We start from the raw sequence: 14,439 nt of genomic DNA, 5'->3' as shown, positions 1-14,439 counted from the left end.
TGGAGAGCGACGGCCCCGCCGAGTCGTGTGTCCCGGTGGCCGACCCGGACGCGGCCCGCCGCTGGGCCGCGGGGCAGGGGCGGGCCCGGGGGGCCGGGGTACGTGTGGAGCCGGCGCGCCGGCTCGCGTACACGCGGATCACCAAGGCGCAGGTCGCCTACCCGCAGATCGCGGCGGCCTTCGAGGCGGTCGAGCGGTGGATCGCCGCGCGTGGCCTGGAGGTCGTCGGCCCCTGCCGTGAGGTGTACTTCGCGGACTGGGACGCCGCGGGGCCGGAGGATCCGGTGTGCGACGTGGCGTTCCCGGTCGCATCCTGACCTGTGTAGTACCGGTACGGCTGTGGGGGTTTTCCCTACGGCCGCGCCGGAGGGAACAGGTCCTGTCGGCCAACTGTCAGCGGGTGGTTAGCGTCTACTCCAACACACGACGAACAACCGCCCGCACGAGTCGAACGGAACGGACGAGCCGCAGTGGCCTTTGCCGAGCTGACCCCACGACGTCGTCCCGTCTCGCGCGCCGAGAAACCGTCGCCGACGCGTGAGCCATGGCGGGAACGCCACCGAGTGCCCCTCACGGCCGCTCTGTGTGCCCTGCCGCTGTACGGCGTGTGGTGGGCGGTGTTCGCGACCGGCGGCGGGGATCTGGCCGCCCAGGTGGCGTGGGCGGAGTTCGCGAAGATGTACCCGGACTCCGCGGTCAACCTGTTCTGGTACGGGGGCCTGCACGCGGCGAACTACAGCGTCCTCTCGCCGTATCTGATGGCGGTGTGCGGGGTGGTCGCCGTGACGCTGGCGTCCGGGCTCACCGCGTCCTGGCTCGTCGGCGCGGTCGTCGCCCGGACGGGTGTGCGGGGGCCGATCCCGGTCGCCCTCGCGGCGACCTTCTCGCTGTGGTGCCAGGTGGTGTCGGGCCGCTCCACGTTCATGCTGGGCACGGCCTTCGCCATGGGGGCGCTGCTGGCGGTGGTGGGCGGGCGCGGCGGGCGGCGGCTGGCCGTGGCGGCGGTGTGCGCGACGCTGTCCACGATGGGGAGCCCCGTCTCCGGGCTCTTCCTCCTCGTGGTCGGCGCCGCGTATCTGCTGTGCCGCGAGTGGGGCCGGGCGGCGGCCCTGATCCTGCCGCCGGTGACGGTCGTCGCCGTGACCACGCTGCTGTTCCCCTTCGAGGGCGAGCAGCCCATGGCGTTCAGCCGGATATGGCCTCCGGTGGTGATCTGCGCGGTGGTCGTGGTGACCGCGCCGAGCGCCTGGCGGGTGCTCCGCCTCGGCTCCGCGGTGTACGCCCTCGGCGTGGTCCTCTGCTATCTGATCCCCACCCCCATCGGCACGAACGTCGAACGGCTCCTGGAGCTGGCGGGCCCGGCGGCGGCCCTGGCCATCGCCCTGTATCGCGGCGAGGCCCGCGCGGAGGGGGCCCGGCTGCCGCTGTCCTGGTTCACGGCCCGGCGGCGGGTGGTGGCCGGTGTGGTCGCCCTGGTCCTCTCCCTGACGTGGCTGACCGCCAAGACCACCGCCGACATCGTCACCAACACCAAGGTGCCCGAGTGGGCCGTGAAGACCGACGGGGTGGTGAACGAGCTGAAGCGGCTGGGCGCCTGGAAGACCCGCGTCGAGGTGGTCCCGGCCCGCGACCACCGCGAGGCCGCGATCCTCGCCCCGTACATCAACATGGCGCGCGGCTGGAACCGGCAGGCCGACGTCGAACGGGGCCGCCTCTTCTACGAGGGCCACGGCGGCACGGAGGTACCCGAGGGCGCCTTCACCCCGTCGGCCTACAAGGCGTGGCTGTCGCAGTGGGCGGTCGGTTTCGTCGTCCTCGTCAACGGCGAGCCGGACGGGCCCGCCGAGCTGGAACACGCGCTGGTGACCAGCGAGCCCGACTATCTGGAGCGCGTCTGGGAGGACGCGAACTGGAAGATCTACCGGGTGAAGAACGCGACGCCGCTGGTCGACAGGCCGGCTTCGGTGGTCAGCGCCGACGGCGCCAACCTCGTCGTCCATATGCCCGGCCCCGGCGAGGTCATCGTCCGCGTCGCCTATTCGCCGTGGCTGTGGGCGGACAACGGCTGCCTCGCCGCCGACCGCGAGTCCGACGGCGATCTCACCGAGTTCACCCGCCTCACCGTCCACGAGGCCGGTGACGTCCGCATCAGCTCGCAGTACGGAGGGCCCTCCCGGAAGACGGCGCTGGAGTGCGAGAAGGAGGCGGAGGAGGAGGGCGAGCAGTAGGACGGGCCCCACGCGGGCCCCACGCGGGCCCCATGCATGAGGCGCCCCTCCCGGCCGGTCGTCGGGAGGGGCGCCTCTTCGTGTGCGGTGCGGGTGGCGGCTGTGCCGGTCAGCTCACGCGGGTGAGCTTGGGGACGAAGCCGGGCTCGGTGAGGTCCTTCTGCAGGGCCACCGGGACCTCGACGCCGTAGCCGGTGCCGTCGCCCACGGTCAGCGAGCCGACCTTCGTGCCGGCCTTCGCCTGGTGCGGGATGGTTTCCGCGGGCTCCAGCCCCAGCTTGACGGTCTTGCCGGCCCAGCCGACCGCCGAGACGTCCTCGGTGACGACGACGGGCGTCTGTCCGCCGAGCTGGTCGTCCACGTGGCCGACGACGTCGCCCTTCTTCAGGATCGTGTCGGAGGTCAGGGCGTCCTGGGCGGCGATCATGGCCGTCTTGCTGACCGCGTTGACCGTGTCGATGATCGGCGGGGTGTGCTGGCCGAGGATCGCGCCGACGACGATGGCCGTCTCACCGCCGATCTCCTTGGTGGCGGCGAAGAGCAGGTTGCCGCCGGCGGCCGAGGTGGAGCCGGTCTTGATGCCGATGGCGTTGTTGTAGGGGACGAGACGGTTGTAGTTGTCCCAGCGCTGGCCCGACGGGTCGTGCCAGTAGGGCAGCTTGGTGATGTCGGTGAGGGCCTTCATCCGCACCAGCTCGTTGCCGAGCTTCACCTGGTCCTCGGCGGTGGAGACGGTCGTCTCCTTCAGCCCGGACGGGTCGGTGTAGGTGGTGTTCTTCATCCCGAGGTCCTTGGCGGCGGCGTTCATCTTCTTGACGAACTCCGCCTCGGAACCGTTGCTGTCCCAGCGGGCGAGCAGCCGTGCGATGTTGTTCGCGGACGGGATCATGATGGCCGCGATGGCGTCGTACTGGGAGAGCTTGTCGCCCTCCTTGACGGTGTTGAGCGTGGACTCGCCGTCCTTGTCGTAGCCGCCCTCGGTCTCCGCCTTCGCGTCGACCGGGATGGTCGCGCCCTTCGCACCCGGCTTCATCGGGTGCTCCTTGAGGATGACGTACGCGGTCATCGCCTTGGCGACGGAGCCGATGGCGACGGGCTTCTGCTCGCCGAAGCTGTCCAGGGTGCCGATGCCGTTGACATCCATCCAGCCCTGGCCCTGCTCGGGCCACGGCAGGGTCACCTTGTCGCCCTCGAAGGCGTACGACTCCTTCGCGGTCAGCGCGAGCGTCGGGGCGGGGAGCGAACGGAAGTTCTGTACGACCGCAAAGACGATCACCAGCAGGATGACCAGCGGGGTCCAGATCTTGACCCGGCGGACGGCCGTCCTGAGCGGGGTCTGCGGGGGCGGCGGCGTGTTCGTCAGCTCCGCCAGCAGATCCAGCGGGGGCTTCGGCGGCAACGGCTGCTGCGTGGTCCGCTCGGGGCCGACCTGAGGAATCGTCCGGGTGGCCTCGGCGGGCGCGACGGAGGGCTGCGCGGGCTTGGGCGGGGCGGCGTCGTCGTCGAGCGACTTGAGCGCCACGAACTTGCTGGTCCGCTCACTGGGGGCGCCCTTGGCGTCGCCGGGGGTGCCCTTGGAGTCTTCGGGGGTGCCCGTGGTGTCGGCCGGGGTGCCCTCGGCGTCCTCGGTGGCCTTGCCGTCCTCGGTGGCCTTGCCGTCGCGTTCGGCCTTGTCGGAGGTGTCGTCGTCGGAAGTGTCGTCGGCCTCGTCACCGGTCGCCTTGGTGGCCGCCGCACCCAGCTTGAGCATGGTGGTGGGCTGGTCCACCGGGGGGAGCTTGGGTGCGCGGAAGATGGCGGTCGCCTGGTCGACGGGCGGCTCGGCGTCGGCTTCGGCTTCGGCCTCTGCCGCGAGTTCGCTGGAGCGGGACTTGGCGAAGAAGACCCCGGAGCCGCCCTTGGAGGCGGGGGTGCCGGTGCCGGTCCTGGGGGCCGCCGCGTCGGAGTCCGCCCCGGGCGACGGGGTGGCGGAGCCGGCCTTCCCGCTGCCCTCGGAGCCCTTGTCGCGCTGCTCGTCGGGACCGGCGTCGCCCGTGGCCCCGGCCTCGACGTCGGGCTCGGGCTCGCGGTCACGCGGAGCCCCGGCGTCGGAGTCGAAGTCGGAGGAGGAGACGGAAGCGGAGGCGGCATCTTCGCGCTCCGCGGCACCGCTCTCCCCGTCACGCGACGAGTCGGCGTCGGCCTCGGCACTCGCGCGGTCGGCCTCCACCGCCTCGGGCTTCGCGTCCTCGACAGACCCGGAGCCGGAATCCTCGGCCTCGGCGCCAGCGTCGCCCGCGTCCCCGTCCCCGGGCTGGCGGTCACGCGGGGTCCCGGCCTCGGCGTCGGAGGCGGCATTTGCGCGGCCACCAGTCACCCGGTCGGCCCCGGCCTCCTCCGACTCCGCCTCGCGCGGCGCGTCCGCGCCGGCCTCGCCGCTCGCGTCCTCCGCCTCCCGCGCCGCGGGCAGGCGTGCCGCAAGGGCGAGGGTGGGCGTGGCGACACCCGGCGAGCGCCGGGACGCGTCGCCGGACTCCGCCTCGGTCGCGTCGTCGGGCGCGTCGTCGGTCTCGTCGTCCGCCGGCTCCGAGCTCACCTCGGCCTCGGGCTCATCATCGGCGTCGGCGTCGGCGTCGGCCTCTTTCTGCCCGGCGTCATCCGACCCAGCGCCGCCCGAAGCCCCTCCGGCACCCTCGGCACCCGACCCGGCGTCTTCAGCGTCAGCCCTCGCACCTTCAGCGTCGGCCGTCGCGCCCGTGACGTCGTCGGCCGTCGCGCCCGTGGCGTCCGCTTCGACCCTCGCGCCCTCCGCATCGGCCTTCGTCTCCTCCGCGTCGGACGACTTCGCACCCTCGGCGGCGGCACTCGCCCCCGCCGCGTCGGACTTCACGTCCCCGGCGTCGGCGTCGCCCTCCTGATCCGTGCCCTCCGCCGTCTCCGCCGTCTCCAGCAGTGCGCGGCGGGAGAAGACCGCCGTCGCCTGGTCCGGCTTCGGGGTGCGGGCCGGGGAGGTCGGCCGGGAGAGGGAGAGGCGTGGGTCCTCAGAGGAGGTGGAGGATCCGGAACCCGGGGTCTCCGGGATCGGCGGTTCGCTCCCCGACGCCGACGATGTCGACGACTCGTACCGCTTCGACCTGTCGGGGGACGTGCCCGCCACCGATGCCTCCTCCCGCGCGCCGCCCGTCCTCGGGACACGCGCCCTACCGATCTGTGAAACCCACCGCCCGGACACTAGTCACCCCACGCACCACCGCGCCGCGCCGCTGTCCGAACCATGTACCAGTGTCCTGTGTGCGGGCTTAACCCCTGCGGTAGACGAGAACGACATACCTATCGGTTCCACTACATTCCGGTCACGCACCCTCGACAGACCAATGTGAGAGGGGTCACCCTGTCATTCATCCACGCGGGGAGGCATGGATGGGCAGGAGCCGCAGAACAATTCCGGAGGAGCTTCTGCTGCTGGCGTTGGACCCGGCCACGGGTACCACCGCACAGCCGCAGTCGCTCGACCTTGGTCTGGCCGGAGCGCAGCTAGTGGAGCTGGCGCTGGCCGGACGGATAGCCCCAGACGGGGATCGTATCGCCGTGGTGTCCCCACGGCCGACTGGAGATCCAACACTGGACTGCGCGTTGGAGTTGCTGCGAAGGCGCGGCGCTCCGGTCCGTGCGGTGCACTGGATCGGCGGGCCCCGGCTGGGGCTGCGCCAGACCTATCTGTCACACCTGGAGCGCTGCGGCATGGTGCATGCCGTCGCGGGCCAGATGTGCGGGGTGCTGCCGACGACGCGCTACCAGGCGACGGACACGGCCATCAGCCGGGAGATCAGGGCCCGGCTGGATTCCGCGATCCGCACCGGCGTACCGCCGGACCCGCGGACGGCCGCGCTCGCCGCACTGGCCCACGCCGTGGGCCTCGGCAAGCACCTGTACCCGGGGAACGAGGGACGCTCGTCCCGCTCCCGGCTCAGGGACCTCATCCGGCACGACCCCATGGGTGGTCTGGTGGCCCACGCCGTCATGGACGTGCAGAACGGTGTGGCCGCACAGCCGCGCCGCAGCCCGGCACCGGCCGGCCGGCAGGCCGCACCCGGCGCCCGGCCACCCGCACCGGAACCCGCCCGCGGTGTTCCGATGCAGCCGCGCCGTGGCTCCATGGCACGCGTCGTGGCGCACTGAGCCACCTGCGCGCCAACCCCCGGCGCGCCGGGCAGTTCCACGGCACGACCCGTCACCACCGAACGACCCGCACCACCGAACGACCCGCACCGCATCACGATGCGCACCGTGCGCACCACTCGCACCGTCAGCGCCGGACCGAACCGCCTTACGGGACCCCAGGGCCCGGTTCGGGAGCCGCTGGATCGCGCGGGGCGTGCGAGGCCGTACGGACACGCTCGGCCGGTCGATCCGTCGACCGTTCGGGCCGGTCCGTACGACAGGGCCTCGCCGCCCCGCGCGGCCGCATGTTCCGGTGCTGGCCGTACATTCGGCGGAGAACCCCCCAGGGCGGAAAAACTACGGTGCGAACGGCGCACGCACAGCGCATATCCGCTGTTTTCCAGCGGTACTCGGCACCTTGGTGGCAATCTGCTCAGCAGCAGATACGCAAAGTAGAGGCCCGCAGCCGGAGGTGCACGTCCCGTGGCGTCCAATGTCAATCCCACCGTCAGGCGACGCCGGTTGGGCCAGGAGCTGCGTCGGCTCCGTGAGCTCAAGGGCATGACCGCCGAGGAAGTGGCCGAACGGCTGCTGGTCTCGCAGTCGAAGATCAGCCGACTGGAGAACGGCCGCCGCAGCATCAGCCAGCGCGACGTCCGTGACCTCTGCGGGGTCTACGAGGTCGAGGACCAGCGGGTCGTCGACTCGCTGATGCAGATGGCCAAGGACTCGCGCCAGCAGGGCTGGTGGCACGCGTTCGGCGACGTCCCGTACAGCGTCTACATCGGCCTGGAGACCGACGCGGCCAGTCTGCGCGTGTACGACCCGCAGGTCGTCCCCGGGCTCCTCCAGACCCGCCCGTACGCCGAGGCCCTCATCGCGGGCGCGCTGCCCGAGACGATGCCCGGGGACATCGACAAGCGGGTCCAGGTACGGATGAGGCGACAGGAACGTATCTCCGCGCCGGAGAGCCCCCTGCGGCTGTGGACGGTCCTCGACGAGGCCGCGCTGCGCCGGGTGGTCGGCAACCGCTCCCTGATGCGCGAGCAGTTGGAGTACCTGGTCGAGCAGTCCCAACTCCCGCACGTCACCGTGCAGGTGATTCCCTTCGACCTGGGCGCGCATCCCGGCCTCAACGGCCAGTACGCGATTCTGGAGTTCCCGGACGCCTCGGATTCCAGCGTCGTCTACATCGAGGGCGTCACGAGCGATCTGTATCTGGAGAAGCCGGCCGACGTCCAGAAGTACAGCGTGATGTACGAGCACTTGAGGGCGCAGGCCCTGAATGTGGATCAATCCCGCCAGTTCATCGCCGACATCGCGAAGGACTATGCGCGGTTGTAGTCCCTGCGCGGGCCCGATCAAGGGGCTGCGGGATTGAAAGGGGCGGAAGATACACCTTGGCATCCCTGAAGGGAAGACCCAAGGGGAATATGCCACTCGAGCGAGTGAATAGTCGCTTCGCCAGCCGATGTTGGCGAGTAGCGTCGATCACGTCAAGGAAATCAACGACCTTGGCGGAAACCGAACTGTGGGGTCCTGGAACGGACGTGTTCCCACAGTTCGGCGACAGCAACTCAACGACCAACCGGCTAGCGGAGCAGAAATGGCAATTCAGCAAGGCGCCACGGACACGTGGGTCAAGTCCTCGTACTCCACGGGCAACGGCGCGTGCGTCGAGGTCAAGTCCCCCGTCGTCGCGGCACTCTCCGTGCGTGACTCCAAGGTTTCCGACGGTCCGACCCTGGCGTTCCCCGCCGACTCGTGGAACGCGTTCGTCACCGGGGTCAACCGGGGAGCCTTCGACCTCGCGTGACCATGGTTCACCCCCACCAGAAACACAACTTCACACACACCAACTGACAGAGCCCTCTCGACCGGCCCGCCGTCCTGGCCGAGGGGGCTCGGCCTTGCCCGCGCTCCGGCTACCGCAATCGGTCCACGTACCGGTCCGTCCCCGGCACCGTCGGGACGAACGGGGCCAGCAACTCCAGCCGCCCCAGCCCCGATCCGTCCAGTTCCTCCCCCAGGCCCGCGAAGTGCGCCTCCCAGCAGTCGCGGGGGTCGGCCTCCAGGAACCACAGGAGGGTCAGACGGGTGTCGACACCCTCGACCTGCTTGACGTAGGACATGCGGTCCAGCGGCAGCGGCGTCGGCCGGAAGACCGTCACCAGGGCGGCGGGAGACCCGGCGAGCCGCTTGGGCAGCCGACGGGCGCGCAGCCACTCCAGCAACTCGGCCCGCTGCTCCGGCCCTTCGGTGTCCACCACCTCCAGCACCAGGCCCGCGTAAGGGTGGTCGAGAGCATGGAAGTCGCGGGGCCCGGCGGCGCCGTCCCGGTAGACGGTCACCTCGTGGTCCTGGAACGCGGTGAAGACGTGCGTACGGTCCTGGTAGACGCGCGCGTCGCGGTTCAGCCGTTTGTTGATGGCTACCGTCCAGCGCATGTGGTCGTCGTAGCGGCCGTCGGTGATCCAGTACGTGGAGAGGTAGCAGCCGGCGGTGACCGGCTGGGCGATCGCCGACTTCTCGGGAGTCCGCAGGAGTTGCAGATCACGGGTGGCGACCCAGCGGCGGCCCGCGAACATCCAGGGCATCGCCATCGCGCCCGCGTAGTAGTGGTCGTCCTCGTACCAGCGGTTGTACGCGTACTCATGGCCCGGATGCGGCTCGACCATCGTGATCAGCGCGTGGCCGGGACGGACGCCGTACGGGCCGACGGCGGCCAGCTCGGCATAGGCGGCGCTTCGGGTGTCGTCCGACATGGATGCTTCCCTTCCTTCCTCCACCGGTCGCCCATACTCTGACGCCCCGTCAGATGGAGCGCCAGACCCTGGAGGTAGCGATGACCCTGCCCCTGCTGAACGGCAAGACCGTCGTCGTGTCGGGCGTCGGAGCGGGACTCGGCCAGCGGGTGGCCGCCGCGGTCGTACGGGACGGCGGGAACGCCGTGCTGGGGGCGCGCACGGAGGCGAACCTCGCCAAGGCCGCGGCGGAGTTGGACCCGGACGGCGCGCACACGGCGTACCGGGCCATGGACATCACCGACGAGGCACAGTGCGAGGCGCTCGCGGCGCTGGCGCGGGAGCGGTTCGGGGGCGTGCACGGGGTGGTGCACGTGGCCGCCTGGGACAGCTACTTCGGGGGCCTGGAGGACGCCGACTTCGCCACCTGGCAGGCGGTCCTCGACGTGAACCTGCTGGGCACGCTGCGGATGACGCGGGCCTGCCTGCCGGCCCTGAAGGAGGCCGGCGGCGGGTCCGTCGTCATCATCGGGACGCAGTCGTCGGTCGCCGCACCCTCACAGGTCCGTCAGGCCGCGTACGCGGCGTCCAAGGGCGCGCTGACGAGCGCGATGTACTCGCTGGCCCGGGAGTTGGGCCCCCACCGGATACGGGTCAACACGGTGCTGCCGGGGTGGATGTGGGGGCCGCCGGTGGAGGCGTACGTCCGGTTCACGGCGCACGGCGAGGGGGTTCCCGAGGAGCAGGTGCTGGCGCGGCTCACCGAGCGGATGGCGCTGCCCGAGCTGGCCACGGACGGGGATGTCGCGGACGCGGTGGTCTTCCTGGCCTCCGACCGGGCGCGGGCGATCACCGGTCAGTCGCTGCTGGTCAACGCCGGGGAGTTGATGCGCTGAACTGGCGCGCCGAGCTGATGGGCTGAGCCGATGCCCCCGAGCTGATGGACTGAGCTGATCGTTTTCAGCCAACCAGCTGTTCATGTACATGAACCAGAGTCACCGCACAGAACTTCTTTGCCTCCTCTTGACTTACCCCTTCCTTGCCGCGGGCATGCCACCCCACCCAGAGTTCACATGCCTGACCGTTCACATGCCTGACCCTGGCGGCGGACCCTGGAAGGGGGCCCATGAATAGTCTCGACTGGGCCGTGCTCATCGGCTACTTCGGTGTGATGGTCGCGATCGGCGTCTGGTCGCACAAGCGAGTGGACAACGTCAGCGACTTCTTCACCGCCGGCGGCAAGATGCCGTGGTGGTTGTCCGGTATCTCGCACCACATGTCGGGCTACAGCGCGGTGATGTTCACCGGGTACGCCGGAATCGCGTACACGTGGGGCGTGACCTCGTTCGTCACGTGGTCCTTCCCCATCGCCCTCGGTATCGCCATCGGCTCCAAGCTGTTCGCGCCGCGCATCAACCGGCTGCGGTCGCGCCTGCATGTGGCGTCCCCGCTGGAGTATCTGAAGAACCGTTACAACCTGGGGACCCAGCAGGCGCTGGCCTGGTCCGGCATGCTGCTGAAGATCGTGGACGTCGGCGCGAAGTGGGCCGCGATCGCGACCCTGCTGTCCGTCTTCACCGGGGTCTCCCTGAACCAGGGCATCCTCATCACCGGCAGCATCACCGCCGTGTACTGCACCATCGGCGGACTGTGGGCGGACGCGCTCACCGAACTCGGCCAGTTCGTCATCCAGTTGCTGGCCGGCATCGCGATGTTCGTGGCCGTGTTCGTGAAACTGGACGACTACGGCGGCTTCTTCGGCGTCTGGGACCGCCCCGAACTGAAGGGACACGCGGAACCCCTCGTCGGCCCGTACGGCACCGTCTTCCTCCTCGCGTTCCTCTTCATCAAGCTGTTCGAGTACAACGGCGGCATGCTCAACCAGGCCCAGCGCTACATGGCCACCGCCAGCCCGTACGAGGCCGAGCGCTCCGCCCGGCTGTCGGCGATCCTGTGGCTGGTCTGGCCGCTGGTGCTGTTCTTCCCCATGTGGATGTCGCCGCTGCTGGTCACCTCGGAGAAGGGCGACGGCTCCGACACGTACGCCCTGATGACCGAACAGCTGCTGCCGCACGGCCTGCTGGGCCTCGTCATCGTCGGCTTCTTCTCCCACACCATGGCGATGTGCTCCTCCGACGCCAACGCCATCGCCGCCGTCTTCACCCGCGACTGCGCGCCCGTGGTGTGGCGCCGGGCGCGGGCCTGGAGCGAGGGACAGGGGCTGCGGGTCGCCCGGATCACGACCGTCGTGTTCCTCGGTCTGTCCATGGCGGCGGCCACGCAGGTCAACTCGCCCGCGTTCAAGGACATCATCACCGTCGTCATCAAGTGGGTCGCCGGTCTGATGGGGCCGATGGCCATCCCGATGATGCTGGGTCTGCTGCGGCCGTTCCGCCGCTCCGGTCCTACGGCCGCGCTCACCAGCTGGGCGTGCGGGCTGTTCGCCTTCTGGCTGGTGAACTACCCGATCCACTGGAACGTCGAGGGCGGCGTCCCGCTCCAGTACCAGGTGTCCATCCCGCTGGCGGTGTCGCTGGTCCTGTACATCGTCATCGGCTACATCAAGCCGGAGGACACCCCGGAGCGGCTCGCCATCATCGAGATGATCAACACGGACGGCGACGGCGACGGCCGAGGCGGCGCGGGTGCCGCGGCGGCGGTCCCGGCTCCGGCGCCGGCTCCGGGATCGGGGAAGGACGCGGCCAGGCCCACGGGGGTCTAGTCCGACACGCTGTGGGGGGCCACTCCGGAAAGGGGATCCGGGGGTGGCCCTCACGGCGGGATCTCGCGGCAGGCTCTCGCGGCGTTCGGCTTTTTGGGCCGGCTACTTGTCCAGGCGCATCAGCAGGTGTCCCCGCCGGAAGCGTTCCCCCTCGCGGGGCTCACGGAGCATGCGGCCGATCTCGGTGAAGCCGAACTCGGCTGTCAGCGCGGCGAGTTCGTCGATCGGCCAGCGGTAGGCCGTCGTCACCTTGTGGTCGAACTCGGTGACCGGTCCGCCCTCCGACTCGAAGAAGCCGAGCACGAGATGGCCGCCGGGCGCGAGGACGCGACGGAACTCCGCGACGTACGAGGACACGTCGCGCGGCGGGGCGTGGATGACCGAGTACCAGGAGACGATGCCGTCCAGCTCGTCGTCGGCCAGGTCGAGCGCGTGCATGGAGCCGACCTCGAACCGCAGGTCGGGGTAGGACTCCCGGGCCAGCCGGATCATCACCGGCGACAGATCGATCCCGAGGACGTCGAGCCCGAGGTCCCGCAGATACGCCGTCACACGGCCGGGACCGCACCCCAGCTCGGCGACCGGCCCACCGTCGACGGCCCGCACGGAGTCGGCGAACGCGGCGAGCATCGCCCGGTCCAGCGGCAGGGAGTCGAACTCGTCCCTGACCAGTTGGGCGTAGAGGACGGCGATGTCGTCGTACGCGGCCGATGTCGTACTGAGATGCGAGGGGAGTCCAGTCACAAGCGAGGACCCTAGAGCCCCGCCCCCGCGCGGACCACCGTTTTCCGCCAGGTCAGGCGGTGAACGACTCGGGACCGAAGCGGCCCCAGGCGACGAAGGCCGCGAGCGCGAGATAGACGACATTCAGCGCCACGAACCGGAACTCGCCGAGTCGGCCGTGGGTGATCATCGCGCCGAGCATCAGCAGCACCCAGCACACGGCCGTTACCGGCACCAGGACCGGCGCGACCCCGAGTGCGGCGGGCAGGACCAGGCCGAGGGCGGCCAGGAGTTCCAGCACGCCGAGGGCCTTGACGAGGCCGGGCTCGATCCCCGCGGTCCATCCCCCGCCCGGCGCGGCGGCCAGCTTCTCCCTCGGCACGAACGTCTTCGTCACACCGCCGGTCAGCGCCACCGCGGCCAGCATTCCCGCACCGATCCAGAGGGCGAGGTCCATGACAGCCACACTCCCGTCGCTCGTTGTCGGACCCACCGACGCGGCAGGGTCCGACAACAGGACGAGAGGGGGCGGCCGCTTGTGACATGGGGCTGTGGCGTGGGGCGGCGGGCGGCTCAGTGGCCGGCTCCGCGGGCGGCTCCGCGGGCGGCTCCCGAGCATCTCCGCGGGCCGCGGCCGAGCCCTGGCGGACCGGTCCTCAGCCCAGGCGGGCCGCGATGGTGTGGGCGCAGGCGAGGGGGGCGGTGTGGGTGGTGTCGATCTCCAGGTCGTAGGTGACGCCCTCGTGGACCAGGGCGGCCTGGAGGGCGGCCATGCCGTGGGGGCGGTCGCCGCGGGCGGCCTCGCGGGCCGTGGCCACCGCGCTGTCGCAGTGGACGCCGACCCACAGGACGGGGAGGTCGCCGACGGCGTCGCGCCAGCGCCGCTGGGAGGCGGGGCCGCCCAGGAAGACGTCGTCGACGACGACACGGGCGCCCGCGCGGACCATGGCCGCGATGCCCGCCGCCCAGGCCGCGTCCAGCACCTGGAAGTCGGCGCCGGTGCTCACCGCGCCGTCCTCCGCGAAGTCGATGCCCTCGTCCGAGGACCGCATCCGCTCGGGCATCGCGTCCACGAGGGTGTCGACGCTGAACGCCAGCCAGGGGTCCGGCAGTACGGTCTGCAGGCTTCGCGCGATCGCGGACTTCCCCGAACTGGAACCGCCGTTGAGGATGATCATCCTGGTGCTCATGGCGTCACCGTAACCGCAGGGGGGTGGGCGGCCGCCGGGTTGCGCACCATGAACACGTCCACCGGGTCCTCGGACTCCGTGGTGAAGCCGTGCCGTTCGTAGAGGCGGCGGGCCGGGCTGCCCCGCAGCACGTTGAGGCGGACCACGGTGGCGTCCCGGTCGCAGCGGTCCAGCAGTTCGCGCAGCACGGCCGTGCCGGTGCCGGAGCCGTGCAGGTGCGGGGCCAGGTAGAAGTGCTCCAGCCAGTGGGCGTCGGCGGCGGGGCGGAGCGCCACACAGCCGGCGGGTCTACCGCTCACCTCGATGATCCAGGTGTGGGCCGCGTCGAAGCCGTCACGGAAGCGTCGGCGGACCCGGTCCTCGTCGTAGCGGCCGAGGCGCTCCAGGTCCGCCCGCATCACCACCGCCCGCAACTCGGCCAACGGCTCCACATCCGCCACCGAGGCCCGGCGCAGGGTCCAGTCCGCCATGGGTTCCTTTCTCACCGGCCGGGGCTCTCAGCCGCGGGGGTATCGCGCCAGCCAGCCCGGTACCGCGCCGTTGGGGCTGTGCAGGGCGGGGCCCTGGGTCATCTCCAGGGCGAAGTCGTCGGCCAGGACCAGGAGGGTGGGGCGGCCCTCCAGCTCGGCCAGCCAGGCAGGGGGGAGCGCCGTCTCGCCGTGCAGGGCGCCGAGGAGGCCGCCGGTCAGGGC

13 protein-coding genes and 1 pseudogene are annotated in these 14,439 nt (G+C 71.0%); 7 read left to right on the top strand and 7 right to left on the bottom strand.

Translation table 11 applies throughout. The annotated features are described in order from the left end of the window. Positions 1–317: GyrI-like domain-containing protein (locus AOK23_RS39175; protein ID WP_476718315.1), on the top strand; the 317-nt coding region annotated here is incomplete at its 5' end. 246 nt (positions 318–563) lie between these two features. After that, positions 564–2,228: a hypothetical protein gene (locus AOK23_RS39170; RefSeq protein ID WP_055717214.1), complete on the top strand. Its 1,665-nt coding sequence runs from the start codon at positions 564–566 to the stop codon at positions 2,226–2,228. 109 nt (positions 2,229–2,337) lie between these two features. Here AOK23_RS39170 and AOK23_RS39165 read toward each other — a convergent pair whose 3' ends face one another. Beyond that, on the bottom strand, positions 2,338–5,364 hold the full coding sequence (locus AOK23_RS39165) for a D-alanyl-D-alanine carboxypeptidase (protein ID WP_055717213.1): 3,027 nt from the start codon (positions 5,362–5,364) through the stop codon (positions 2,338–2,340). Positions 5,365–5,627: 263 nt separating this feature from the next. Here AOK23_RS39165 and AOK23_RS39160 point away from each other — a divergent pair, with 263 nt between their 5' ends. The 3 genes from AOK23_RS39160 to AOK23_RS39150 all read left to right on the top strand — a co-directional run bounded on the left by AOK23_RS39160 (position 5,628) and on the right by AOK23_RS39150 (position 8,184). Beyond that, positions 5,628–6,386 (top strand): GOLPH3/VPS74 family protein, encoded by a 759-nt coding sequence (locus tag AOK23_RS39160; RefSeq protein WP_055717212.1) that lies wholly within the window; start codon positions 5,628–5,630, stop codon positions 6,384–6,386. Between the two features lie 465 nt (positions 6,387–6,851). After that, on the top strand, positions 6,852–7,712 hold the full coding sequence (locus tag AOK23_RS39155) for a helix-turn-helix domain-containing protein (RefSeq protein WP_055523772.1): 861 nt from the start codon (positions 6,852–6,854) through the stop codon (positions 7,710–7,712). Between the two features lie 262 nt (positions 7,713–7,974). Further along, complete coding sequence (locus AOK23_RS39150; RefSeq protein ID WP_055537993.1) at positions 7,975–8,184, top strand: DUF397 domain-containing protein; 210 nt, start codon at positions 7,975–7,977, stop codon at positions 8,182–8,184. Positions 8,185–8,293: 109 nt separating this feature from the next. Here AOK23_RS39150 and AOK23_RS39145 read toward each other — a convergent pair whose 3' ends face one another. Further along, positions 8,294–9,133, bottom strand: coding sequence for a hypothetical protein (locus AOK23_RS39145; RefSeq protein ID WP_055717211.1), 840 nt, complete (start codon positions 9,131–9,133; stop codon positions 8,294–8,296). A gap of 86 nt (positions 9,134–9,219) precedes the next feature. Between AOK23_RS39145 and AOK23_RS39140 the strand changes: the two genes are divergently transcribed. Both AOK23_RS39140 and AOK23_RS39135 read left to right on the top strand, forming a co-directional pair. Continuing rightward, positions 9,220–10,008: an SDR family oxidoreductase gene (locus AOK23_RS39140; protein WP_055717215.1), complete on the top strand. Its 789-nt coding sequence runs from the start codon at positions 9,220–9,222 to the stop codon at positions 10,006–10,008. A gap of 230 nt (positions 10,009–10,238) precedes the next feature. Then, positions 10,239–11,834 carry a sodium:solute symporter family protein gene (locus AOK23_RS39135; RefSeq protein WP_055717210.1) on the top strand — a complete coding sequence of 532 codons (1,596 nt, stop codon included), beginning with the start codon at positions 10,239–10,241 and terminating at the stop codon, positions 11,832–11,834. 102 nt (positions 11,835–11,936) lie between these two features. Here the strand turns inward: AOK23_RS39135 and AOK23_RS39130 are convergent, their stop codons facing one another. The 5 genes and pseudogenes from AOK23_RS39130 to AOK23_RS39110 form a co-directional block, all read right to left on the bottom strand. Beyond that, positions 11,937–12,578, bottom strand: coding sequence for a class I SAM-dependent methyltransferase (locus AOK23_RS39130; protein WP_055717209.1), 642 nt, complete (start codon positions 12,576–12,578; stop codon positions 11,937–11,939). A 52-nt stretch (positions 12,579–12,630) separates the two neighbouring features. Further along, a complete protein-coding gene (locus AOK23_RS39125) occupies positions 12,631–13,014 on the bottom strand; it encodes a DoxX family protein (RefSeq protein ID WP_055717208.1) in 384 nt (127 codons plus the stop codon). Between the two features lie 199 nt (positions 13,015–13,213). Beyond that, the gene (gene cpt, locus AOK23_RS39120) at positions 13,214–13,747 is read right to left on the bottom strand and encodes a chloramphenicol phosphotransferase CPT (RefSeq protein WP_079049956.1); all 534 of its coding nucleotides are present in this window, start codon (positions 13,745–13,747) and stop codon (positions 13,214–13,216) included. Then, complete coding sequence (locus tag AOK23_RS39115) at positions 13,744–14,217, bottom strand: GNAT family N-acetyltransferase (RefSeq protein WP_055717206.1); 474 nt, start codon at positions 14,215–14,217, stop codon at positions 13,744–13,746. Before AOK23_RS39115 ends, cpt begins: the two co-directional genes overlap by 4 nt. Positions 14,218–14,244: 27 nt before the next feature. Next, positions 14,245–14,439 (bottom strand): annotated as a pseudogene (locus AOK23_RS39110) (ADP-ribosylglycohydrolase family protein); the annotation flags it as partial.

The organism is Streptomyces torulosus (genome assembly GCF_001419765.1).
Classification (GTDB): domain Bacteria; phylum Actinomycetota; class Actinomycetes; order Streptomycetales; family Streptomycetaceae; genus Streptomyces; species Streptomyces torulosus.
This window is presented reverse-complemented; position numbering and strand designations above follow the sequence as displayed.

What these genes read in the sequence shown, in the direction of transcription:
- AOK23_RS39115 (WP_055717206.1), bottom strand. Translation starts at nt 14,217, where the DNA reads ATGGCGGACTGGACCCTGCGCCGGGCCTCGGTGGCGGATGTGGAGCCG.
- AOK23_RS39160 (WP_055717212.1), top strand. Translation starts at nt 5,628, where the DNA reads ATGGGCAGGAGCCGCAGAACAATTCCGGAGGAGCTTCTGCTGCTGGCG.
- AOK23_RS39145 (WP_055717211.1), bottom strand. Translation starts at nt 9,133, where the DNA reads ATGTCGGACGACACCCGAAGCGCCGCCTATGCCGAGCTGGCCGCCGTC.
- AOK23_RS39135 (WP_055717210.1), top strand. Translation starts at nt 10,239, where the DNA reads ATGAATAGTCTCGACTGGGCCGTGCTCATCGGCTACTTCGGTGTGATG.
- cpt (WP_079049956.1), bottom strand. Translation starts at nt 13,747, where the DNA reads ATGAGCACCAGGATGATCATCCTCAACGGCGGTTCCAGTTCGGGGAAG.
- AOK23_RS39125 (WP_055717208.1), bottom strand. Translation starts at nt 13,014, where the DNA reads ATGGACCTCGCCCTCTGGATCGGTGCGGGAATGCTGGCCGCGGTGGCG.
- AOK23_RS39150 (WP_055537993.1), top strand. Translation starts at nt 7,975, where the DNA reads ATGGCAATTCAGCAAGGCGCCACGGACACGTGGGTCAAGTCCTCGTAC.